Genomic DNA, 20,942 nt, shown 5'->3' on the forward strand with positions numbered 1-20,942 from the left:
TTACTCCGCTTTATGCAGGGGATGATTGTCGGTTTGCTTGGGCTTGGTTCGCAGCAGCGAAAGCACCCAGACGAAGAAGATCGGCACGAAGATCACCCCGAGCAACGTCGCGCTGAACATCCCGCCAATGACGCCCGTACCGATTGCGCGCTGGCTGGCAGCGCCAGCGCCGGTGGCGATTACCAGCGGTACCACGCCAAGCATGAAGGCCATGGAGGTCATGATGATCGGCCGGAAGCGCAGGCGTGCTGCTTCGATGGCTGCGTCACGCAGGGAGTAGCCCTCTTCCCAGAGGTCCTTGGCGAACTCGACGATGAGGATGGCGTTCTTCGCCGCCAGGCCGATCACGGTGATCAGGCCGACCTTGAAATACACGTCGTTGGGCAGGCCGACGGCGGTCACCGCGAGCACCGCGCCGAGCGCGCCGACCGGTACGATGAGCATTACCGCCAGCGGAATCGCCCAGCTCTCGTACAACGCGACCAGCAGCAGGAACACCACCAGAATGGCCAGTGCGAAGAGGATTACCGCCTGACCACTGGCGACCTTCTCCTGGTAGGACAGGCCCGTCCATTCGTAGCCGATGCCTTCTGGCAGGTCGCCGGCGATGCGCTCCAGCTCGGCCATCGCCTCGCCGGTGCTTACGCCTGGGGCGGCATCGCCGGAAATGCGGATCGACGGGTAGCCGTTGTAACGGGCCACCTGCACCGGGCCTTCTTCCCACTGGGTGGTCACGAAGGCGCTGAGGGGCACCAAACTGCCGCTGTCGTTGGGCACATGCAGCTTGAGCACGCTGTCTGGCGTCATCCGCGCGCCTTGCTCGGCCTGCACCACCACGCGCTGCTGGCGCCCGGCATTGGCGAAGTCGTTGATCACCGAAGAACCGAACGCGGTGGACAGCGCGCTGCTGATCGACTCGAAGCTCACGCCCTGGGCTCGTGCCTGTTCGCGGTCGATGACCAGGCGCAGTTGCGGCGCCTCGGCCAGACCTTCCATCATGCCGTAGAGGAACAGCGGATTGCCGTTGACCTTGCCAAGCACTTCGTCACGCGCGGCGAGCAGCGCTTCGCGGCCGAGGCCGGCGCGGTCCTGCAGGCGCAGGGAGAAACCGCCGGAGTTGCCCAGGCCTTCGATCGGCGGCGGTGGAACGGCCATCATCGCGCCGTCGTCAAGGTTGGCGAAACGCCCGTTGACCGCAGCGGTCTCGGCTTGCACCGATTGCTCGTCGTTGCGCTCGGACCAGTCCTTGAGCAGCGGGAAAGCAATGGCGGCGTTCTCGCCCATGCCCGAAAAGCTGAAACCCAGCACCACGAAGGAGGTCGCCACGGCTTCGCGCGAGGCGAGGAATTGTTCCAGCTCCCTGGCGGTCGCCGAGGTACGTTCACGGGTAGCGCCCGGCGGCAGCTGGATGTCGACGATCATGTAGCCCTGGTCCTCGACCGGCACGAAGGATTCCGGCAGGCGCAGGTAGAAGAAGCCCATCAGGATCACGATGCCCAGGTAGATGAACATGAAGCGCCCGGCGCGCGGTACCAGCGCGCTGTTGAGTTTCGTGTAGCGCCCGGTCAGCCCGGTGAACTTGCGGTTGAACCAGCCGAAGAATCCGGTCTTTTCGTGATGCCCCTGGGGGATCGGCTTGAGGATGGTGGCGCACAGCGCGGGCGTGAAGGTCAGGGCCAGGAAGCCCGAGAACAGGATCGACACCGCCAGCGACAGCGAGAACTGCTGGTAGATCACTCCCACCGAACCGGACATGAAAGCCAGCGGCAGGAACACCGCCGACAGCACCAGGGTAATGCCGAGGATCGCCCCGGACACCTGGCCCATCGCCTTGATGGTGGCCGGCACCGGGTCGAGGCCTTCTTCGGCCATGATCCGCTCGACGTTCTCGACCACCACGATGGCATCGTCGACCAGGATGCCGATCGCCAGCACCATGCCGAACATGGTCATCATGTTCACCGAGAAACCGAGCAGGTACATGAAGGTCAGCGTACCGAGCAGGCACACCGGCACCACGATGGAGGGAATCAGCGTGTAGCGCACGTTCTGCAGGAACAGGAACATCACCAGAAACACCAGCACCATGGCTTCGCCCAGGGTCATGATGACCTTGTCGATGGCCACGTCGACGAACCGCGAGGTGTCGTACGGCATGGAGAACTGCACGTTGTCCGGAAAGTTGGCGGACAGCTCGGTGAGGCGCTGCTTGACCGCTTCGGCGGTCTGGATGGCATTGGCGCCCGGCGCCAGTTGCACGGCGGCGGCGACGGCCGGTTTGCCGTCCTGGCGCGAGCCGAAGTTGTAGTCCTGGCTGCCGACTTCGATGCGGGCGACGTCACCCAGGGTCAGGCGCGAGCCGTCCTGGTTGGCACGCAGCACGATGGCGGCAAACTCTTGCGGGTTATCCAGGGTGCCCTTGACCGCCAGCGTGGCGGTGAGCTCCTGCTCCGCGGTGCCTGGCGTGCTGCCGAAGGCACCGGCGGGCACCTGCACGTTCTGGGCGCGGATGGCGTTGTTGACGTCATCGATCGACAGGCCGTAACCGACCAGCTTTTGCGGGTCGATCCACACGCGCATGGCCGCTTCGGAGGCGAAGAACTGCAGCTTGCCGACACCCTCTACGCGACGGATCTCGTTGTTGATGTTGCGCGCCGCATAGTCGGCCAGCGCCGTGGTGTCGTCGTTGGCGCTGCCGTCCTTGTAGCTCAGCGCGTAGATCAGCAGAAAGCCGGCAGTCGCCTGTTCGGTCTGGATGCCAAGGGTCAGCACGGCCTGGGGCATGCGCGCCTCGGCACGCTTCAGGCGGTTCTGCACATCGACCTGAGCCAGCTCCGGGTCGGTGCCGGGCTGAAAGGTCACGGTGATTTCAGCGATGCCATTGGCGTTGCTGGTGGACTCGAAGTACAGCAGGTTCTTCGCGCCGTTGAGCTCTTCCTCGATGACACTGGTGACCGAGTCGGTCAGCACCTGCGCCGAAGCGCCCGGGTAGGTGGCGGTGACGGTGATCTGCGGCGGCGCCACGTTGGGGTACTGCGCCACTGGCAAAAACGGGATGGCCAGCAAACCGCCCATCGTGATGAACAAGGCGACTACCCAGGCAAAATTGGGGCGCCGGATGAAAAACAGGGACATGTCGTTGCTCCGGCTTACTGCGCCTTGGGAGTGGTTTCGTTCTGCGCCTCAGCGCCGGGCTGGCGTGGCACCACCTTGGCGCCGGGGCGAATCGCCGCCAGGGAACTGGTGATGATCTGATCGCCCGCTTTCAGCCCTTCGGTGATCTGCCAACGTGCACCCTGCATGACGCCGGTGGTGACCGGTCGCGGTTGCACGGTGTTCTCGGCGCCCAGCACCATCACGCTGGCCTTACCGTCGGCGGCGCGCTGCACGGCGCGTTGCGGCACCAGAATGGCGTCCTGATCGAGGCCCTGTGGGGTGCGTACGCGTACGTACATGCCGGGCAGCAGCACCCCGTTGGGGTTGTCGAAGCGACCGCGCAGGGCAATCTGGCCGGTGCTGCGGTCCACGGAGATGTCGGTGAACAGCAGGGTGCCCTTGCTCTCGATATCGGTGCCGTCTACACGCAGCGACAAGGTCTTGTCGCCCTTACCGGATACCTTGCCATCGGCAATCGCTGCGCGCAGGCGCAGAGCGTCGGCAGCGGGCTGGCTGAAATCGGCGTAGACCGGGTCGAGCTGTTGAATACGGGCGAGCAGGGTGGTTTCGCCCTGGCCGACCAGCGCGCCTTCGGTAACCTGAGCGCGACCGATGCGTCCAGCGATGGGGGCACGCACCTGGGCGTAACCCACATCCAGCTTCGCGGTTTCCACGTTGGCCTGGGCCGAGCGCTTGTCAGCCTGGGCGCTTTGCAGTGCCGCACGGGCGACATCGAAGTCCTGCTGGCTGACCGCGTCGATCTTCACCAGCGGCTCGTAGCGCTTGACCGTGGCTTGTGCCTGGAAAAGCTGCGCTTCGGCGCGTGCCAGCTCACCCTCGGCGCGCGACAGCGCCGCTTTGAATGGCGCTGGGTCGATCTGGAACAGCAGATCGCCAGCCTTGACGTCGGCGCCTTCCTCGAAGGTGCGCTTGAGCACGATACCGGCCACCCGGGCGCGCACTTCGGCCACGCGTACCGGCTCGATGCGGCCCGGCAGCTCGGCGACCACGGTAAACGGCTCGGTCTTGACGGTCAGCACGTCGACTTCGCGCGGCGGTGCTTCCCCCCAGCCTTGTTCACCCTTGTCACAGCCTGCGAGGCTGACGGCAACCAGAAGGGCTATCGTCGAAAAAACGCAACGTTCGCGAATCCTGCTCATGCTTCACCTGGGGCGTTGCCCATTCGTTAGTTCTTGAAAGGCGCGGATGATCTTACGTTACTGCAAATGAGTCAATATTGACTCACTTGCGGTTTCTGTGAACAAATGGATAGTCCCCTTGAGGAAAAAGGTTTTTCCTGCACAATGACGCGCCGTTGCCGGCGCCTGAATGAAGACTGGATTTTGATGCTTAGACCTGTTGCTGAAGAAAAACTGCTGAAAGCCCTGGCGGTCGCCATCGTTGAACACCCGCGCGGCACCTTCAAGGAAATAGCCCAGGCTGCCGGGGTGAGCAAGGCGACCCTGAATCGTTTTTGCGGAACCCGCGACAATATGATCGAAATGCTCTTCGATTATGGCTCCGAGGTCATGAACCAGATCATCGTGGAGACGGATCTGACGCAGGCGCCTGTGCCTGAGGTCTTTCAGCGGCTTGTCGAGGGTCACCTCGCTCATCGCGACCTGCTGGTGTTCCTGATGTTCCAGTGGCGCCCGGACTCACTGCACGAGTGCGGGGAAGAGGCGCGCTGGCTGCCCTACACCAACGCCCTGGATCAATTCTTCCTGCGTGGGCAGCGGGAGAAGGTTTTCCGCATCGATATCGGCGCGCCAGTGCTTACCGAGTTGTTCGCCTCGCTGCTGTTCGGCCTGGTGGACGGTGAACGGCGCGGGCGCGTGGCGCGCGCCAGCATGGGCGCCACGTTGCAGCAGTTCTTCATGCAGGGCGCGGCAGCCGGCAAATAAGCCAGGCGCAGGGTGATCGTCCGCGAGCGCGCCGGGCGTGATGGCTGATAAGATGGTGCGAACAACGTGGCAGGCGGCCTGGCCCTCACCTGATTACGCACAGGGCTGCTACGCCTCGCGGAGAATCGACGTATGAACGTACAAGTTATCGAGCGTGACGGCGAGCCTGAATACGCCGTGTTGCCATGGGCCGAGTACCAGGCCCTGTTGCAGGCGGCAGGCAAGAGCGTTGCCGCACCGGCGACTGCGACTGCGACTGCGACTGCGACTGCGCCCACCGCCGATGCTCCCAAGCCGCTCAGCCAACTGACCGCGCTGCGCGAAGCCAAGGGCCTGAGCCGGGACGAACTGGCCCGTGCGGTGGGCATCAGCCCGCATTACCTGAGTATGATCGAGAGCGGCGAGCGGCAGCCCGATGCAGCCATCCAGCGTGCGCTGGCCTGGGTGCTGGGCATTTCCGGCTGGGAGTCGGGTGCATGAGCGTGCGCATCAGCCGCGCGCACTGGGAGGCACTCCTGGCTGCTCTGGACGACGCCCGTCGGCAGCGGCACCTGCTCACCTACCGCGCCCTGATCGAACGTCTCTCGCTACCGGCGCCAGCCATGCAGACGCTGGCCGCTGCGCTCGAACACCTGGCCGCGCTGGATGCCCGTGGCGAGCGACCGCTGCGCAGCGCGCTGGTGATCAGCCAGGGCGCCAGCCGCCTGCCGCGCACCGGCTTCTTCGAGTGCGCCACTCGCCTGGGCCGCTTCGACGGCGCCTCCGATGGGGTTGCTGCCGCTTCCTGGCATGCCTCCGAAGTGGCCCGGGTATTCGAGTTCGATTATCCCGCCGAACCCTGAGGCGCCGCGCCCTCCAGCGTGTGCGTATCGATGACATGCAGGCTGTAGCCCGGCACTGCCTTGGCTTGACGCTTGGCCTCTGAGGCCATGCCGGCCAGCTCGCTGGCGTCCAGCAGCGCGCAGTGCTGCGAGTGCAGGTGAACAACCCCGAGTGACAGTGACAGTAGCGGGAATGTCTCACGCTGGCCCTGGCGGTTGTGGCTGACGAAGCAGCCCGCATCCAGGTGTTCGTCCAGGTAGAAGCGCCGGCACTGGGCCTGGAAGTCTTCGAGCAGGCGGTGCAGGCGGCCGCGCCAGTCCGGGGAGCCGAACACCAGCAGGAAGTCGTCGCCGCCGATATGGCCGACGAAATCTCGGGTCGGATCGATGCGTTCGTTCAGGCAGTGGGCCAGGCACAGCAATACTTCGTCGCCCTTGGCGTAACCGTACAGGTCGTTGAAGGGCTTGAAGCTGTCGATGTCGACGTAGCAAATCGCCGCCTCGCGGTTCTGCTGCAGCAGCCGGGTCAGGCACTGCTGAATCGGCACGTTGCCGGGCAGCAGGGTCAGCGGATTGGCGTAGCGGGCCTGCTGGATTTTCAGTTCGGTAATCAGCTTGAGCACATCGATCACCCGGCCAAGCCCCAGGTAGCCGCCGTCGACGGTAATCACGAAATCCTCCTCGATGCGCTGGCGTGCCCGGCTGGTGAGCAGGCGGCTGACGTTCTGCAGCGACTGGCTGATTTCCACGGCGAGAAAATCGTTGCTCATCAGGCGGCTGATCGGCTTGCGAGCGAACAGCTCTGTGGCAAAGGGCTTGAGCAGAATTTCCGACAGCGAGTTACGGTGAACGATGCCAACTGGCCGCTGTTGTTCGTCCAGTACCGCCAGTGAATTGAGGTTGGCCTGGGCGCGAAAGGCTTCCAGCACATCTGCGGTGGGCGTGGCGATGGAAACGGCCGGCGTTTCGTTGAGCAGGGCGGTGAGGTCGCTGCCTTCTTCACTGATTGATGCCGGCGCACTGCCCGGCATTGGCAGTATCGTGCGGGCATCGGTGGGTGGCTGGTCCTGCGGACGGCAGATCAGGTAGCCCTGCAGCAGATCCACGCCCATTTCACCGAGCACGGCGAGTTCCTCCTCGAGCTCGATGCCTTCGGCGATCACCCGCGCCCGCGAGGCTTTGGCCATCTGCAGGATCGAGCCAACGAATTCGCGTTTGACCGCATCCTGATGGATGCCATCGATGAAATGGCGGTCGATCTTCACGTAGTCGGGGCGCAGTTCCGACCACAACCGCAGGCTGGAATAGCCGGCGCCGAGGTCGTCCAGGGCGATGGAAAAACCCATGTCCCGGTAGTGGTGCAGCGCGGTGTCGAGCAGATTGAAGTCATCGATGGGGGATTGCTCGGTCAATTCGATCACCACCCGGCTTGGCGAGATGCCGTAAGCCTGCAGCAGTTTCAGGGTGCGGCCGGGTTGGTGATGGGCGTCGAGCAGAGAGTCGGGCGATACGTTGAGAAACAGCAGGCCGTCCAGTTTCAGTTCGCTGAACCGGCGGCAAGCGCTTTTCCGGCAGGCCAGCTCCAGCTCGCTGAGCAGGCCGTTCTGCCGGGCCGCGGCGAACAGCGTGATGGGCGAATGCAGCGGGCTGTTGGAAGGGCCCCGGGTCAGAGCCTCATAGCCGAGGATGCGCCGCTCGGAGAGCGACACAATGGGCTGAAACAGGCTATGCAGGTCGCCGTGCGCGAGGATCTTGTCCAGCGCGCCCAATTGCTCGGTGACGGTCATTGCAGGTCTCTGTGCGAGTCGAAAAGCGAGCGCCCGGCGGCTGGCCGAACGCGGGTGGGTACCGCTTGATGCTCGTCATTTCACTACAGATTGATGACCGTTTGGTGAAGGCCGAATGCCATCAGGTAATTAAACCTGAGGGGCGCACCGGCAGCCCTCGCAGGCGGGCCGGACAAAAAAAGGGCGTCGTGTGCACGACGCCCTTTTAGGTTACCCGCAGGTAGCTACTGCTTGGCCAGGCGGGTGTTGAGCTTGAGGTAGTCGATCAGGATATGCCCGGTTTCCGTCAGGTAGGCGTCGTCTTCGGGTTTGGTCTTCTCCTCTTCGTTCTGCGCCAGCACGTCGTCTTCGTCTTCTTTCTTCAGCTCCTTCAACGGCTCTTCGCCCTTGGCGCTGCGGCGGGCATTCTCGATGGCCAGCTGACGCTTCTCGATATCGGCCTGCTGCGCCTTGCGCTTGACCTCGTTGAGGCTGACGGTCTTCTCGGCCATCAGTTCGCGGGACAGGGCCAGGCGCTCACGGGCGAAGTTGAAGTCCGGGTTGTCGGCCGTGCGGCTGTCGTAGCGGTTCTTCAGCTCCGTCAGGAATGGTTTGATCGGGTCCAGTTCAGGCTTGATGGCTGGGCGGATACTGTCCCAGGGCATGGCCTCCGGCAGCGCGCTTTCACCGATCTCCTTGTTGTCCATCACGTCCGGGTAGGTGATGTCCGGCACCACGCCGCGGTGCTGGGTGCTCTGCCCGGAAACGCGGTAGAACTTGGCGAGGGTCAGCTTCAGCTCGCCATGATTGAGCGGCTGGATGGTTTGTACCGTGCCCTTGCCGAAGGTCTGACCGCCGAGGATCAGCGCGCGATGGTAGTCCTGCATGGCGCCGGCGAAAATCTCCGATGCCGACGCCGACAGGCGATTGACCAGCACGGCCATCGGACCCTTGTAGAAGGCGCCTTCCTGCTCGTCAGCGAGTACGTCGACACGACCGTCGCTGTTGCGCACCAGTACGGTGGGACCCTTGTCGATGAACAGGCCGGTCAGCTCGGTGGCTTCCTGCAGGGAGCCACCGCCGTTGTTGCGCAGGTCGATGACGATGCCGTCGACCTTCTCGGCCTGCAGTTCGGTGATCAGCTTCTTGACGTCGCGGGTCGTGCTCTTGTAATCCGGGTCGCCAGCGCGGAACGCCTTGAAGTCCAGATAGAACGCGGGAATTTCGATGACCCCGAGGCTGTAGGGCCGCCCATCCTGCTCGATCTTGAGGACGGATTTCTTGGCGGCCTGCTCTTCCAGCTTGACCGCTTCGCGGGTGATGTTCACCACCTTGCTGGTCAGATCGTTCGGTGCGTTGCTGGCTGGAATCACTTCCAGGCGTACGCGCGAGCCCTTGGGACCGCGGATCAGCTTCACCACCTCGTCGAGACGCCAGCCGATGACGTCGACGATCTCGTCGTCACCCTGGCCTACGCCGACGATCTTGTCTGCTGGCGAGATCTGCTTGCTCTTCTCGGCAGGGCCGGCGGGCACCAGGCGCACCACCTTGACGTGTTCGTTGTCGCTCTGCAGCACGGCGCCGATGCCCTCGAGGGACAGGCTCATGTTGATGTCGAAGTTTTCCGCGTTGTCCGGCGACAAGTAGTTGGTGTGCGGGTCGTAAGTCATGGCGAAGGCGTTGATGTACGCCTGGAACACATCCTCGCTGCGGGTCTGCTGCAGGCGTGCCTGCTGCGCCTTGTAGCGTTTGGTCAGCAGTTCCTGAATCGCCTTGGGCTCCTTGCCGGCGAGCTTGAGGCGCAGCACCTCGTCTTTCAAGCGTTTGCGCCACAACTCGTCCAGTTCGGCGACGTCCTTGGCCCAGGGCGCCTTTTCGCGGTCGACCAGCAGTTCTTCGTCAACCGTGAAATCGATTTTGTCGACGCCCTTGGCGAGCAGATCCTGCACGTACTGCAGGCGGCTTTGCTGGCGCTCCAGGTTGCGCTTGTAGATATGGAAGCCAGGTTCGAGATCGCCCTTTTTCAACAGGTCGTCGAATCTGTTCTTCCAGCGATCGAACTCGGCGATATCGCCTGCAGTGAAGTAACTGCGCGCAGGATCGAGCATCTTCAGGTAACCCTGATAGATTTTCTCGGAGCGCAAGTCATCGAGGGGCGGCTTGCTGTAGTGATGGCGCTGCAGCAATTCGACGACATTGAGACTGGCGATGACCTGATCGCGATCAGGCTGCAGGTATTCCCACGGATCGGCCTGGCTGGTTTTGGCGGCGAGGGGCAAAGCGCCCAGCCCGAGAACGAGGGCCAGGGTGGCGCTGATAAGAGATCGCTTCATGCTGATTCGACGTGGGGACAGTTGATAACGCATATTAGGCCGTCTTTGAGGGCGCCAGGTTCCATCGGCGCAATGCAAAAGCCCGGTGCTAGGCACCGGGCTAGGTTCAAATGCACTATGGAGGCAGCGTGAAAGCATTGCAAGGCGTTGAAGGGCAGGTGGAATGGGTGCAGCGTCCCACTCCAGCCTGCGATGTGGGTGAAGTGCGCATTCGCGTGGCGGCCGCGGGCCTGAACCGTGCCGACCTGTTGCAACGGGCCGGGCTGTACCCGCCGCCCCCGGGTGCCAGCGATATCCTGGGCCTGGAGTGCGCCGGCATCGTCAGCGAGGTAGGCGCCGGTTGCGACTGGCAGGTCGGTGACCGGGTCTGTGCGCTGTTGGCGGGCGGTGGCCTGGCGGAAGAAGTGGTGGTCGATGCGCGTCATGTGCTGCCCGTTCCGGAAGGCGTGTCGCTGCACGAAGCGGCTGGCTTGCCCGAGGTGTACGCGACCGCCTGGCTCAACCTGTTCCAGCTCGCCGGCGTTAAACCCGGTGAAAAGGTCCTGCTGCATGCCGGTGCCAGTGGCGTCGGCTCGGCGGCGATCCAGCTGTGCAAGGCCTTTGGCAGCGCGTGCTGGGTGACCGTCGGCTCAGCCGAGCGGTTGGCCTATTGCGAGAGCCTGGGGGCGTCGGGCGGGGCGATCCGCGGCAGCGAGGGGCTGGATGTACCGGAAGGTTTCGGTCCCTTCGAAGTCATTCTCGACCCGGTTGGCGCCAGCTATGCAGCGCTCAACCTGAAGCTGCTGGCGCTCGATGGCCGCTGGGTGAATATCGGCCTGATGGGCGGGCGCAAGGCCGAGATCGACATGGCCCTGGTGCTTGGCAAGCGCATCCAGCTGATCGGCTCGACATTGCGTAACCGTGACGACCTGTTCAAGGCCGAGTTGCTGCGCGATGTGGGTCAGCACGTATGGCCGCTGTTCAGTGAAGGGCGCCTCAAGCCACAGCTGGCCAGGACCTTCCCGATCGCCGAAGCCCAGGAGGCTTACGCCACCCTGGAAGGCAATCAGGTCAATGGCAAGCTGGTAGTGGTCATCGACGACAGCCTGAGCTGATCGGCATGCCTGGCGCGGCGCCCAGCGGCACCGTGTCAGGCCGCCGCGTCGAAGCTGTCGGCGCGGGCCATCTTCCACATCCTCTCGTAGAACTCACCCTCGATGTTGCCACTGAGAAGCTCACCGGGCTTGAGGAACACGTGCTGCTGGGAAAACAGGCGGATCTCGGTGGCGGACATGCGCTGCACCAGATGGCGCGCATCCATCTGTGACGGGTGATCGAGGCCGGCGGCGGCGAGCATCTCGGCCAGCGCCTTGAGGGTGTTGCGGTGGAAGTTGTAGACCCGTTGCGCCTTGTCCTCGACCACCAGTGCGCGTTGGCGCAGCGGGTCCTGGGTGGCTACGCCGGTCGGGCATTTGTTGGTGTGGCAGCTCTGGCTCTGGATGCAGCCAATGGCGAACATGAAACCGCGAGCCGAGTTGGCCCAGTCGGCCCCGATGGCCAGTACGCGGGCGATGTCGAAGGCGCTGACGATCTTGCCGCTGGCGCCAAGCTTGATCTTGTCGCGCAGGTTCAGGCCAACCAGGGTGTTATGCACGAACAGCAGGCCCTCGCGCATCGGCACGCCCAGGTGGTCGGTGAATTCCACCGGCGCCGCGCCAGTGCCGCCTTCCTTGCCATCGACGACGATGAAATCCGGCAGGATGCCGGTTTCCAGCATGGCTTTGGCGATGCCCATGAATTCCCACGGGTGGCCCAGGCAGAACTTGAACCCTACCGGTTTGCCGCCCGACAACTCGCGCAGGCGGGCGACGAACTCGAGCAATTCGATGGGCGTCGAAAACGCGCTATGGCGTGACGGCGACACGCAGTCTTCGCCCATTGGCACGCCACGGGTTTCGGCTATCTCCGCAGTGATCTTGTGTTTCGGCAGGATGCCGCCATGGCCTGGCTTGGCCCCCTGGGACAGCTTGATTTCGATCATGCGCACTTGCGGTCGCTGGGCCTGCGCGGCGAAACGCTCGGCATCGAAGGTGCCCGAAGCCGTTCGGCAGCCGAAATAGCCGCTGCCCAGTTCCCAGATCAGGTCGCCGTCGTGCTCGCGGTGGTAGTTGCTGATGCTGCCTTCGCCGGTGTCGTGGGCGAAGTTGCCGAGTTTGGCGCCCTGGTTCAGGGCGCGTATCGCGTTGGCGCTTAGTGAGCCGAAACTCATCGCGGAAATATTGAACAGCGATGCCGAGTACGGCTGGCTGCATTGCGGCCCGCCGATGAGTACGCGGAAGCTGTCGGGGTCGCTCAACGGCGCCGGGCGCATGGAATGGCTGATGAACTGAAAGCCGTTCTGATAGACATCGGTGAGCGTGCCGAACGGTTTGTCGCCGCCTTCGTTCTTCGCCCTGGCGTAGACCAGCGAGCGCTGAGCGCGAGAAAAGGGCAGCTGTTCGCTGTCGCCTTCGAGCAGGTACTGGCGGATTTCCGGTCGAATGCCCTCGACCAGGTAGCGGATGTTGCCCAGGATCGGGTAATTGCGCCGCACCGCGTGGCGGGTCTGCAGCAGATCGCCAACGCCGATCAGGCTCAGCAGGGCACCGATCAGGGTCAACGGCCAGATCCATTCATGCTGCAGGAAGGCCAGGCTGGCGAGGGTGAGCACCAGGCAGCAGGCAAAAAAAGCGTAGCGGCTGAGCAGAGACAGGTTCATGCAGATTCCTTGGCGCATGGGCGACGCCCGCAATGTAGACGGCTTGCGGCCTGGCCGTCGATGGCCGTGTACGTGGCGTGCTGCCCCTTTGTTCGAGGGGCAGGCGAAAACAGGGCACCTGTGGCACACTTGGCCGCCTGTAATGGTGGTGTTCTACGCGGGCTGCACGTGGTTGGCGGCCTGGCGAATTGCACCCTTGGCCGCCCTGCGGTTTGCCTGACTATCGCCACCAACGGCGAAGAACAAGAGGAATACACGTGCATAACGTCGTCATCAGCGGTACGGGCCTGTACACCCCGGCCAACAGCATTTCCAACGATGAGTTGGTGGCGTCCTTCAATGCCTTCGTGCAGCAGTTCAACGCCGACAATGCCGAGGCCATCGAGCGTGGCGATGTCGAGGCGCTGAGCGAATCGAACAGCGCGTTCATCGAGAAGGCCTCGGGCATCAAGAGCCGTTTCGTGATCGACAAACAAGGCATTCTCGACCCGCAGCGCATGGTGCCGTTCATCCCCGAGCGCAGCAACGAGCAGTGGGGCATCCTTTGCGAGATGGCCGTGGCTGCTGCCGAGCAGGCACTGGCCCGCGCCGGCAAGACCGCAGCGGACATCGACGGGGTGATCGTTGCCTGTTCCAACCTGCAGCGCGCCTATCCGGCGGTGGCCATCGAAGTGCAGGCGGCGCTGGGTATCCAGGGCTTCGGTTTCGACATGAACGTGGCGTGTTCCTCGGCCACCTTCGGCATCCAGGCGGCGGCCAACAGCATCCAGCTCGGCCAGGCGCGGGCGATCCTGATGGTCAACCCGGAGATCTGCACCGGGCACCTGAACTTCCGTGACCGCGACAGCCATTTCATCTTTGGCGATGCAGCGACCGCGGTGATTCTGGAACGCGCGGATCTGGCGACCTCCGAGCATCAGTTCGACGTGGTCAGCACCAAGTTGCTGACCCAGTTCTCCAATAACATCCGCAACAACTTCGGTTTCCTCAACCGCGCTGCCGAAGACGGCGGCCCGCTGGCCGAAGGTCGGCTGTTCGTGCAGGAAGGGCGCAAGGTGTTCAAGGAAGTCTGCCCGATGGTCGCCGAGCTGATCGCTGCCCATCTGCAGGACAATGGCCTGAATGTGGCCGAGGTGAGGCGCTTCTGGCTGCACCAGGCCAACCTCAACATGAACCAGCTGATCGCCCGCAAGCTGTTGGGTCGTGACCCCGAAGCCCATGAGGCGCCGGTAATTCTCGATACCTACGCCAACACCAGTTCCGCCGGTTCGGTGATTGCCCTGCACAAGCATCAGGATGATCTGCCGGCAGGCAGCCTGGGCGTGCTCAGCTCGTTTGGCGCTGGCTACTCCATCGGTAGCGTGATTCTGCGCAAACGCTGATTGCGGGTGGAGGAGGGGCTGCGCGGTGAATGACCGCTGAGGAGCAGCTCCCGCCGGTGGCAGGAGCTCGGTTCATCAATTACGGCTTGGCCCATTTCAGGAAGGCGCTGCGGCTTTCCGGCGTCAGCAAATTCCACATCTGCTGCAGGGTGGTCAGGGTGGCGTCGTTGTGCGGCAGGGCTGCAGCCTGGGCCGGCGCGGGATGCAGCGCCACGGGCTGTGCGGCTTGTGCCGGAGCGCTGCCCAGCGGAGCGACTGTGGTGGGCTGAGTGGCGATTTCGCTGGTGCCCATCAGGGCCGCGAGTGCCGAGACGTTGCGATTGCCCTGTTGGGCCTGTTCACGCTCGCCGGTGCGAGTGTTCACCGCCCAGGCCTTGAATTCATTTTCGAACTTCTTGGCTTCGGCCAGGTTCTCCGGGCGGTCGAACTCCAGGCGCCAGACGTCGCCCGCTTTGCCGTCAATGTCGAAGATGGCGGTGCGGCCGCGCACTATTTCATGGCTGATGCCACCGGCAACGTCGAAACCGTACTTGTAAAAGGCTTGAACCTGATAGGCACCCGGCTGCAGCAGCAACTGCTTGTCATCCAGGTTGTAGGCAGCATTGGCCGCCGTATAGGGCTGGCCGTTGATGCTGCGGATTTCCAGTTCGCCAGGTACCACGACAGTCAGCACTTCGCTCTGCGGCTGAGGTGCACCGGGATACAGCTGAACTTTGGGCTGCTGGGCACAAGCGGCCAGCAGACCGGCCAGGGCGATAACGAGCAAGCGGCGCATGAAAACTCCTAGGGGCGAAGACCCGCCGATGTGCGGCGGTGTGGGGACGGTTACATTTCGAAAACGAGAATAAGACGGGAAGGTGTCAGTTAAATGACAAGCCGGGCTGTCCTCGGAGAACAGCCCGGCTTGTTTTCATTCCAATCCGCGAATGGGATCAGAAGTCGTAGCGCAGGCCTACGGTTAAGCCAGAGGCTTTCTCGCCCAGCGCCTGGTTTACACCATCCGCATCGATCGACTGGCCGGTCGGGTTGGCGGTACGCGACTGGCTCCACGGGGTGTAAGCGACCAGGTCATCGTTGTCTACCACGGCGTAGTTGGCATAGACGCGTACGGCCTTGTCCAGCTTGTGCTCGACACCTACGACCCACATCGTGGCATCACGGTCCCTGGCGTCGTTGTCATGGGTCATCCAGGTAGCTTTCAGCGCAGTGTTCTTGGCAACGGCGAATTCGCCACCCAGACCGTAGACGTCGAAAGTGCCCTGATCACGTTGAGCGGAAGTCGTGGTGCTGACGCCTTCGAAATCAGTGGTCTGGTAGAAACCGACCAGTTTGAAGTTGTCGACGATCTTGTAGGCGACAGCGGCGCGAATGGAGTCGGCCTCGCCACGCAGGGTGTCTTCTTCCACCTTTTCGTAGGCCAGGGAGGCTTCCAGTGGGCCGCCGATGTAGTTCAGCGAGGTGCTGACGGCGTCGCTGTCTTCGTTGTTGCCGGTGTCGGTGATGTTCAGCGACTGGCCCTGATACATCGAGTAAGCCACTTTGACGTTGAAGCCAGAGAAATCCGGCGTGGTGTACTGAATGGTGTTGTCGTAACGCTCGTCGAGGCGGCCGGACGTGACGCGCGCCAGGTTGTTCATGTCGCCGACCTGGTCACCGAACAGGTTGAACGGGCCGCGTGCCACCTTGAACGGGCTGTCGAAACGGCCAACCTGAATGGCGCCAAAGTTGCCGCCCAGGCCTACGAAGGTGTCGCGGGTGGCGAAGCTGGTGCCGCCGCTGGAGGAGCCGGTGGTGAAGTTGATCTGTTGTTCGATCTGGAAGAAGGCCTTCAGATCCGGGTTGATTTCATGGTCGCCTTTGAAACCAAGACGGGAAGAGTTGCTCGACAGGTTGGTTTCGGAGTAACGGGCACCGTCATCGAGGTAGTCAACCGATACGTGCGCGCGGCCATAGATGGTCACGTCTGCCATTGCTACAGCAGGCACCGACAGTGCAGCACCAACAGCAACCGCAATCAACTTCATCTTCATTGAAAAAAGCTCCTTCGTTTATGAAACGCCGTCAGTGCCGGTGGCATGACATCGTCTGGTTGGACGGGGGCGATTATGGAAATCGGATGTGACAGACGGCTTGCTGGGGTGTGACATTTTCGAGACATGGGAACTTTTTGATAATCAAGCAGTTGCATTGATTATCGAATGCCGTGGGGGAGGTTTTTAAGGGGTGGGCGTGGTGGCAGAGCAGTGCGGCCTAACCTTACTGGGGGATTATTAAACTTTGAGGTGACGGCGAGTTGTAGCCTGCCGCCTGCGACGGCATCATGCCCTGCGACTGTCGGTCCGGTTCTGTTTCGCTGACGCATGCGCAGCGCCAGAGCCAACCCCTCGCAGGCCGCCTGACCGAGCGCAGTAGTTTTTCACACAGCCTGCTCGGGCCACTTTTTCGGAGCCTTGCCATGCCCCTGCTGCTCGCCGATTCCCTAAGCGCCTTGCCGGCCCAGGCCTGGGACGCTCTGCTCACCGGCCCGCAACCTTTCCTGCGCCACGCTTTCCTGAGTACGCTGGAAGACAGCGGCAGCGTGGGAGGACGTACGGGTTGGCAGCCGGCGCACCGCCTGCTGCTGGGTGCCGACGGGCAACCGCAGGCCGCGTTGCCGGCGTACGTCAAATACCAGTCTTCTGGTGAATACGTGTTCGACCACGGCTGGGCCGATGCCTGCCGCCGCGCTGATATTGCGTACTACCCCAAGCTGCTTGGCGCGATTCCCTTTTCGCCGGTCACCGGGCAGCGCCTGCTGGGCAACACCGAGGCCGCAGGGCAACTGCTCGATGCGGTGGTCGGGTCGCTGGAGGAGCAAGGGCTGTCCGGGGTGCATGTGAACTTCACGACAGCCGCTGACAACGAGCTAATGGAAGGCCGTGCCGGTTGGCTGCAGCGCCTGGGCTGCCAGTTTCACTGGCATAACCGCGGTTACCGGGATTTCCAGGACTTTCTCGACACACTCAGCTCGCGCAAGCGCAAGCAGATGCGCAAGGAGCGTGAGCAGGTAGCGGGGCAGGGGATCGACTTCGAATGGCTGCACGGGCATCAACTGAGCGAGGCGCAGTGGGATTTCGTTTATCACTGCTACGCCAACACCTACCACATACGCGGTCAGGCGCCCTACCTGACCCGCGCCTTCTTCAGCCTGCTGGCCGAGCGCATGCCCGAGGCAATTCGCGTGGTGCTTGCCTGCCGTGGCGCGCAGCCGGTGGCGATGGCCTTCAGCCTGCTTGGCGGTGACAGCGTATATGGGCGCTACTGGGGGTGCCTGGCCGAGTTCGACCGGCTGCACTTCGAGACCTGTTTCTACCAGGGCATGGAGCACGCCATCGCGCAGGGATTGCAGCGTTTCGATGCCGGGGCGCAGGGCGAGCACAAACTGATACGCGGCTTCGAGCCGGTAATCACCCATTCCTGGCACTACCTGGTGCACGAAGGGCTGCGCGAAGCAGTGGCGGGGTTTCTGCAGGAAGAGCGGGTGGGCGTGCTGGCCTATGCCGAGCAGGCGCGGGAGATGTTGCCGTACCGGCAGCTGTGAGCCGCCGTGCTGACGCGCCACGGTGACCCGCAGCGCACGAGCGCAGCACGCGACCGATCAGCCATCGTAACGGCCGCCCCATTCCAGGAAGCGCATCTTGTGGGTTTCACCCTGGCTGTCGGTGAACACCATGATCACCGGCACCACGCCGCGCTTGTTGGAGACGTCGGTGCGGTACAACACTTTCTGCACATCGACTTTCATGCCGTAGTGATAGTCCTCGGTCGGCAGGCCGGCGCCTGGCTTGGACTGGATATCCGCAGCGAACACGGCGGGGGCGAGGCTGGAAAGCAGAGCGGTAACGGCGGTTGCGATTTTCATGGTTGAGTCCTCGATCATTTCGATGTCAGGCAGCCCGGCCGATCCAGTCGGTGTCGTTGCCTGGTAGGACTCATATGACCAGCAAAGCCGGTACCGCGGAAATTGATGCCTTCGTTAATGGGTATCACGGAAAATGATATACGTTAGCAAGCTAAGTATTTCCGCCGTTGCAGGCCTGCCTCGCAATGTCACAGCGCTCAGTCGACGCCGACGAAGCCGCCAGTCTGGTGCTGCCACAGGCGCGCATAAAGACCGCCGCGGGCGATGAGCTCGGCGTGGGTGCCGGTTTCGATCACCTGGCCCTTGTCGATCACCACCAGGCGATCCATGCGTGCGATGGTGGACAGGCGGTGCGCGATGGCGATCACCGTCTTGCCGTTCATCAGGCTGTCGAGGCTTTCCTGGATCGCCGATTCGACTTCCGAGTCCAGTGCCGAAGTGGCCTCGTCCATGATCAGGATCGGCGCGTCCTTGAGCAGCACGCGGGCGATGGCGATGCGCTGGCGCTGGCCGCCGGACAGCTTGACGCCGCGTTCACCGACCTGGGCGTCGAAGCCCAGGCCGCCCTGGCTGTCATCCAGGGTGGCGATGAAGCCCTCTGCACGGGCTTTGCGTGCAGCGGCCCACAGATCGTCTTCGCTGGCGTCGGGCTTGCCGTAGCGCAGGTTGTCGCGGATCGAACGGTGCAGCAGCGAGGTGTCCTGGGTGACCACGCCGATGTTGGCACGCAGGCTTTCCTGGCTGACCGCGGCGATGTCCTGGCCATCGATGAGGATGCGCCCGCTTTCCAGGTCGTAGAGGCGCAGCAGCAGGTTGACCAGGGTCGACTTGCCGGCACCCGAAGGGCCGACCAGGCCGATCTTCTCGCCGGGGCGGATGTCGATGGCCAGGCCGCTTATAACCCCACCCTGCTTGCCGTAGTGAAAATGCACGTCGTCGAAGCGCACGCCGCCCTGACGGACCTGCAGCGGTTTGGCGTCTTCGCGATCGAGCACCTCGCGCGGCTGGACGATGCTCTGCATGCCGTCCTGTACGGTGCCGACGTTCTCGAATATGCCGTTGACCACCCACATGATCCATTCGGCCATGTTGTTGATGCGGATCACCAGGCCCAGCGCGAGGGCGATGGCTCCCGTACTGATCAGTGCCTCGCTCCACAGCCACAGGGCCAGGGCACCGGTGCCGACGATCAGCAGGCCGTTCAGGCAGGTGATCAAAAAATCCAGGCTGGTGATGGTGCGTGACTGCAGGCGGAATTTGTCGAGCAGTTCCTGCATGGCCTCGCGGGCATAGGTCTCTTCTTCGCGCGAGTGGGCGAACAGTTTCAGGGTGGCGACGTTGCTGTAGCCGTCGACCACGCGGCCCATGACCTTGGAGCGCGCTGCCGAAGCGGCGGCCGAGCGGGCCTTGATGCGCGGCACGAAATACCAGAGCGCGGCGCTGTAACCGATGATCCACAGCGATAACGGCAGCACCAGGCGCAGGTCGGCGGCGGCGAACAGGTACAGCGCACTGCCAGCGTAGACCACCACGTGCCACAGCGCGTCGATCACCTGCATGGCCGAGTCGCGCAATGAAGGGCCGGTCTGCATGACCCGCTGGGCGATGCGCCCGGCGAAATCGTTCTGGAAGAAATTCAGGCTCTGCTTGAGCACGTAGCGGTGGTTCTGCCAGCGGATCAGGTTGGTCAGCCCCGGGTTGATCGCCTGGTGGGTGAGGAGGTTGTGCAGGCCGAACACCAATGGGCGGATGATCAACGCCACCAGCGCCATCCACAGCAGTTCATTGCGGTGTTCGGCAAAGAACGTGCGCGCGTCGGTGGTCGCCTGAGCCATGTCGATCAACTGGCCGAGAAAGCTGAACAGCGCCACTTCGATCAAGGCCGCGAAAAAGCCTATCACCAGCACGGCGATCATCAGCGGCCATACCTGTTTCAGGTAATGGGCATAGAAGCGCAGCATACCGCTGGGCGGTGCCACGTCAGGGCTGGGCTTGAAGACATCGATCAGGTTTTCGAAGCGGCGGAACAACATGGGGCACAGTCTGCTCTGGCGAGTGGGCGGGCGTTAGCGGCTTGCTGCCGGCGGGCGAGGCCTGCCGCAATGATGCATGCCAAATAGGCGTGAGCGTGGCGCTCGGGGATGAACTCGCGTGCACCGGCACGCGAGTTATGGGCAAGAGGGTAGCAGTATCAGAGGCGCTTGGCGTCGAGAATCACCACCGGGTCGACCGGTACGTTCTGCTGGCCGGCGCGGTTGGCGGTACGCACCTGGGCGATGCGGTCTACCACTTCCATGCCACGGGTGACCTTGCCGAACACGGCGTAGCCGAAGTCGCGCGAACCGTGGTCGAGGAAGGCGTTGTCGGTGTGATTGATGAAGAACTGGCTGGTCGCCGAATCGCGTACCTGGGTGCGGGCCATGGCCAGGGTGCCGCGCACGTTGTGCAGGCCGTTGTCGGCTTCGTTCTTGATCGGCGCCTTGGTGTCCTTTTCGCGCATGTTCTCGTCGAACCCGCCGCCCTGCACCATGAAGCCCGGAATCACCCGGTGAAACTGCGTGCCCTTGTAGAAACCGCTGTCCACGTAGGCCAGGAAATTCTTCGTGCTGATCGGCGCCTTCTGCTCATCGAGCTGAACCTCGATTTCGCCCAGGCTGGTGGTCAGCAGCACGGTAGGGTTTTCCGCCGCCATCAGGTGGGCGGTGAACAGCAGCGAGCAGGCGGTGAGGGCAAGTTTCTTCAACATCGGGCGTAGTCCTTGAGTGAGATGGCAGCAGTGTTTTCGACTTCATGCAGAAAGGCAAGCAGACAGCGGGTCGCGCTGCCGCGATGCGGCTGCGCCGTACCCGGTACGCCGCGTAATGGGCGGCGTGCCGCGGGCCAGGACAGATACCGCGGACCCGGATTCCACGCGGCCCGTCATGCGCCCACGCAGCCGGCCG

16 protein-coding genes are annotated in these 20,942 nt (G+C 63.2%); 6 read left to right on the top strand and 10 right to left on the bottom strand.

Annotated elements, in window-relative coordinates:
- Both ACZ0AV_RS21335 and ACZ0AV_RS21340 read right to left on the bottom strand, forming a co-directional pair.
- Entirely contained in the window at window positions 1–3,135 is a 3,135-nt protein-coding gene (locus tag ACZ0AV_RS21335) for a multidrug efflux RND transporter permease subunit (RefSeq protein WP_499152864.1), read from the bottom strand.
- Window positions 3,136–3,149: 14 nt separating this feature from the next.
- Complete coding sequence (locus ACZ0AV_RS21340) at window positions 3,150–4,316, bottom strand: efflux RND transporter periplasmic adaptor subunit (protein ID WP_499152865.1); 1,167 nt, start codon at window positions 4,314–4,316, stop codon at window positions 3,150–3,152.
- Window positions 4,317–4,502: 186 nt separating this feature from the next.
- On the opposite strand from ACZ0AV_RS21340, the gene ACZ0AV_RS21345 reads away from it, so the two are divergent.
- The 3 genes from ACZ0AV_RS21345 to ACZ0AV_RS21355 all read left to right on the top strand — a co-directional run bounded on the left by ACZ0AV_RS21345 (window position 4,503) and on the right by ACZ0AV_RS21355 (window position 5,902).
- Entirely contained in the window at window positions 4,503–5,060 is a 558-nt protein-coding gene (locus tag ACZ0AV_RS21345; protein WP_499152866.1) for a TetR/AcrR family transcriptional regulator, read from the top strand.
- A 132-nt stretch (window positions 5,061–5,192) separates the two neighbouring features.
- Window positions 5,193–5,540: a helix-turn-helix domain-containing protein gene (locus ACZ0AV_RS21350; RefSeq protein ID WP_499152867.1), complete on the top strand. Its 348-nt coding sequence runs from the start codon at window positions 5,193–5,195 to the stop codon at window positions 5,538–5,540.
- Window positions 5,537–5,902 (top strand): hypothetical protein, encoded by a 366-nt coding sequence (locus ACZ0AV_RS21355; RefSeq protein ID WP_499152868.1) that lies wholly within the window; start codon window positions 5,537–5,539, stop codon window positions 5,900–5,902. Before ACZ0AV_RS21350 ends, ACZ0AV_RS21355 begins: the two co-directional genes overlap by 4 nt.
- Here the strand turns inward: ACZ0AV_RS21355 and ACZ0AV_RS21360 are convergent.
- Both ACZ0AV_RS21360 and ACZ0AV_RS21365 read right to left on the bottom strand, forming a co-directional pair.
- The gene (locus tag ACZ0AV_RS21360; protein WP_499152869.1) at window positions 5,884–7,668 is read right to left on the bottom strand and encodes an EAL domain-containing protein; all 1,785 of its coding nucleotides are present in this window, start codon (window positions 7,666–7,668) and stop codon (window positions 5,884–5,886) included. The two genes, ACZ0AV_RS21355 and ACZ0AV_RS21360, sit on opposite strands and share 19 nt — an antisense overlap.
- A gap of 224 nt (window positions 7,669–7,892) precedes the next feature.
- Entirely contained in the window at window positions 7,893–9,980 is a 2,088-nt protein-coding gene (locus ACZ0AV_RS21365) for a carboxy terminal-processing peptidase (RefSeq protein ID WP_499152870.1), read from the bottom strand.
- A gap of 128 nt (window positions 9,981–10,108) precedes the next feature.
- Between ACZ0AV_RS21365 and ACZ0AV_RS21370 the strand changes: the two genes are divergently transcribed.
- A complete protein-coding gene (locus ACZ0AV_RS21370; RefSeq protein ID WP_499152871.1) occupies window positions 10,109–11,074 on the top strand; it encodes an NAD(P)H-quinone oxidoreductase in 966 nt (321 codons plus the stop codon).
- A 35-nt stretch (window positions 11,075–11,109) separates the two neighbouring features.
- Here ACZ0AV_RS21370 and ACZ0AV_RS21375 read toward each other — a convergent pair whose 3' ends face one another.
- Complete coding sequence (locus ACZ0AV_RS21375; protein WP_499152872.1) at window positions 11,110–12,717, bottom strand: FMN-binding glutamate synthase family protein; 1,608 nt, start codon at window positions 12,715–12,717, stop codon at window positions 11,110–11,112.
- A gap of 257 nt (window positions 12,718–12,974) precedes the next feature.
- Between ACZ0AV_RS21375 and ACZ0AV_RS21380 the strand changes: the two genes are divergently transcribed.
- Entirely contained in the window at window positions 12,975–14,099 is a 1,125-nt protein-coding gene (locus ACZ0AV_RS21380; protein WP_499152873.1) for a beta-ketoacyl-ACP synthase III, read from the top strand.
- A gap of 79 nt (window positions 14,100–14,178) precedes the next feature.
- Here the strand turns inward: ACZ0AV_RS21380 and ACZ0AV_RS21385 are convergent, their stop codons facing one another.
- Both ACZ0AV_RS21385 and ACZ0AV_RS21390 read right to left on the bottom strand, forming a co-directional pair.
- Window positions 14,179–14,874 (bottom strand): DUF2057 family protein, encoded by a 696-nt coding sequence (locus tag ACZ0AV_RS21385; RefSeq protein ID WP_499152874.1) that lies wholly within the window; start codon window positions 14,872–14,874, stop codon window positions 14,179–14,181.
- A gap of 157 nt (window positions 14,875–15,031) precedes the next feature.
- Complete coding sequence (locus tag ACZ0AV_RS21390; protein WP_499152875.1) at window positions 15,032–16,129, bottom strand: porin; 1,098 nt, start codon at window positions 16,127–16,129, stop codon at window positions 15,032–15,034.
- A 425-nt stretch (window positions 16,130–16,554) separates the two neighbouring features.
- On the opposite strand from ACZ0AV_RS21390, the gene ACZ0AV_RS21395 reads away from it, so the two are divergent.
- Window positions 16,555–17,679 (top strand): GNAT family N-acetyltransferase, encoded by a 1,125-nt coding sequence (locus ACZ0AV_RS21395; RefSeq protein ID WP_499152876.1) that lies wholly within the window; start codon window positions 16,555–16,557, stop codon window positions 17,677–17,679.
- 57 nt (window positions 17,680–17,736) lie between these two features.
- Here the strand turns inward: ACZ0AV_RS21395 and ACZ0AV_RS21400 are convergent, their stop codons facing one another.
- From ACZ0AV_RS21400 to ACZ0AV_RS21410, 3 genes are all read right to left on the bottom strand, one after another.
- Complete coding sequence (locus ACZ0AV_RS21400; protein ID WP_499152877.1) at window positions 17,737–18,000, bottom strand: DUF2790 domain-containing protein; 264 nt, start codon at window positions 17,998–18,000, stop codon at window positions 17,737–17,739.
- 197 nt (window positions 18,001–18,197) lie between these two features.
- Complete coding sequence (locus tag ACZ0AV_RS21405; RefSeq protein ID WP_499152878.1) at window positions 18,198–20,033, bottom strand: ABC transporter ATP-binding protein; 1,836 nt, start codon at window positions 20,031–20,033, stop codon at window positions 18,198–18,200.
- A gap of 158 nt (window positions 20,034–20,191) precedes the next feature.
- The gene (locus ACZ0AV_RS21410) at window positions 20,192–20,746 is read right to left on the bottom strand and encodes a peptidylprolyl isomerase (protein WP_499152879.1); all 555 of its coding nucleotides are present in this window, start codon (window positions 20,744–20,746) and stop codon (window positions 20,192–20,194) included.
- Window positions 20,747–20,942: the final 196 nt, after the last annotated feature.

This window comes from Pseudomonas sp. AC532, assembly GCF_979258965.1.

Excerpts from the sequence above, each read along its gene's own strand:
- ACZ0AV_RS21335 (WP_499152864.1), bottom strand. The coding sequence starts at position 3,135 with ATGTCCCTGTTTTTCATCCGGCGCCCCAATTTTGCCTGGGTAGTCGCC.
- ACZ0AV_RS21340 (WP_499152865.1), bottom strand. The coding sequence starts at position 4,316 with ATGAGCAGGATTCGCGAACGTTGCGTTTTTTCGACGATAGCCCTTCTG.
- ACZ0AV_RS21345 (WP_499152866.1), top strand. The coding sequence starts at position 4,503 with ATGCTTAGACCTGTTGCTGAAGAAAAACTGCTGAAAGCCCTGGCGGTC.
- ACZ0AV_RS21350 (WP_499152867.1), top strand. The coding sequence starts at position 5,193 with ATGAACGTACAAGTTATCGAGCGTGACGGCGAGCCTGAATACGCCGTG.
- ACZ0AV_RS21355 (WP_499152868.1), top strand. The coding sequence starts at position 5,537 with ATGAGCGTGCGCATCAGCCGCGCGCACTGGGAGGCACTCCTGGCTGCT.
- ACZ0AV_RS21360 (WP_499152869.1), bottom strand. The coding sequence starts at position 7,668 with ATGACCGTCACCGAGCAATTGGGCGCGCTGGACAAGATCCTCGCGCAC.
- ACZ0AV_RS21365 (WP_499152870.1), bottom strand. The coding sequence starts at position 9,980 with ATGAAGCGATCTCTTATCAGCGCCACCCTGGCCCTCGTTCTCGGGCTG.
- ACZ0AV_RS21375 (WP_499152872.1), bottom strand. The coding sequence starts at position 12,717 with ATGAACCTGTCTCTGCTCAGCCGCTACGCTTTTTTTGCCTGCTGCCTG.
- ACZ0AV_RS21385 (WP_499152874.1), bottom strand. The coding sequence starts at position 14,874 with ATGCGCCGCTTGCTCGTTATCGCCCTGGCCGGTCTGCTGGCCGCTTGT.
- ACZ0AV_RS21390 (WP_499152875.1), bottom strand. The coding sequence starts at position 16,129 with ATGAAGATGAAGTTGATTGCGGTTGCTGTTGGTGCTGCACTGTCGGTG.
- ACZ0AV_RS21395 (WP_499152876.1), top strand. The coding sequence starts at position 16,555 with ATGCCCCTGCTGCTCGCCGATTCCCTAAGCGCCTTGCCGGCCCAGGCC.
- ACZ0AV_RS21400 (WP_499152877.1), bottom strand. The coding sequence starts at position 18,000 with ATGAAAATCGCAACCGCCGTTACCGCTCTGCTTTCCAGCCTCGCCCCC.
- ACZ0AV_RS21405 (WP_499152878.1), bottom strand. The coding sequence starts at position 20,033 with ATGTTGTTCCGCCGCTTCGAAAACCTGATCGATGTCTTCAAGCCCAGC.
- ACZ0AV_RS21410 (WP_499152879.1), bottom strand. The coding sequence starts at position 20,746 with ATGTTGAAGAAACTTGCCCTCACCGCCTGCTCGCTGCTGTTCACCGCC.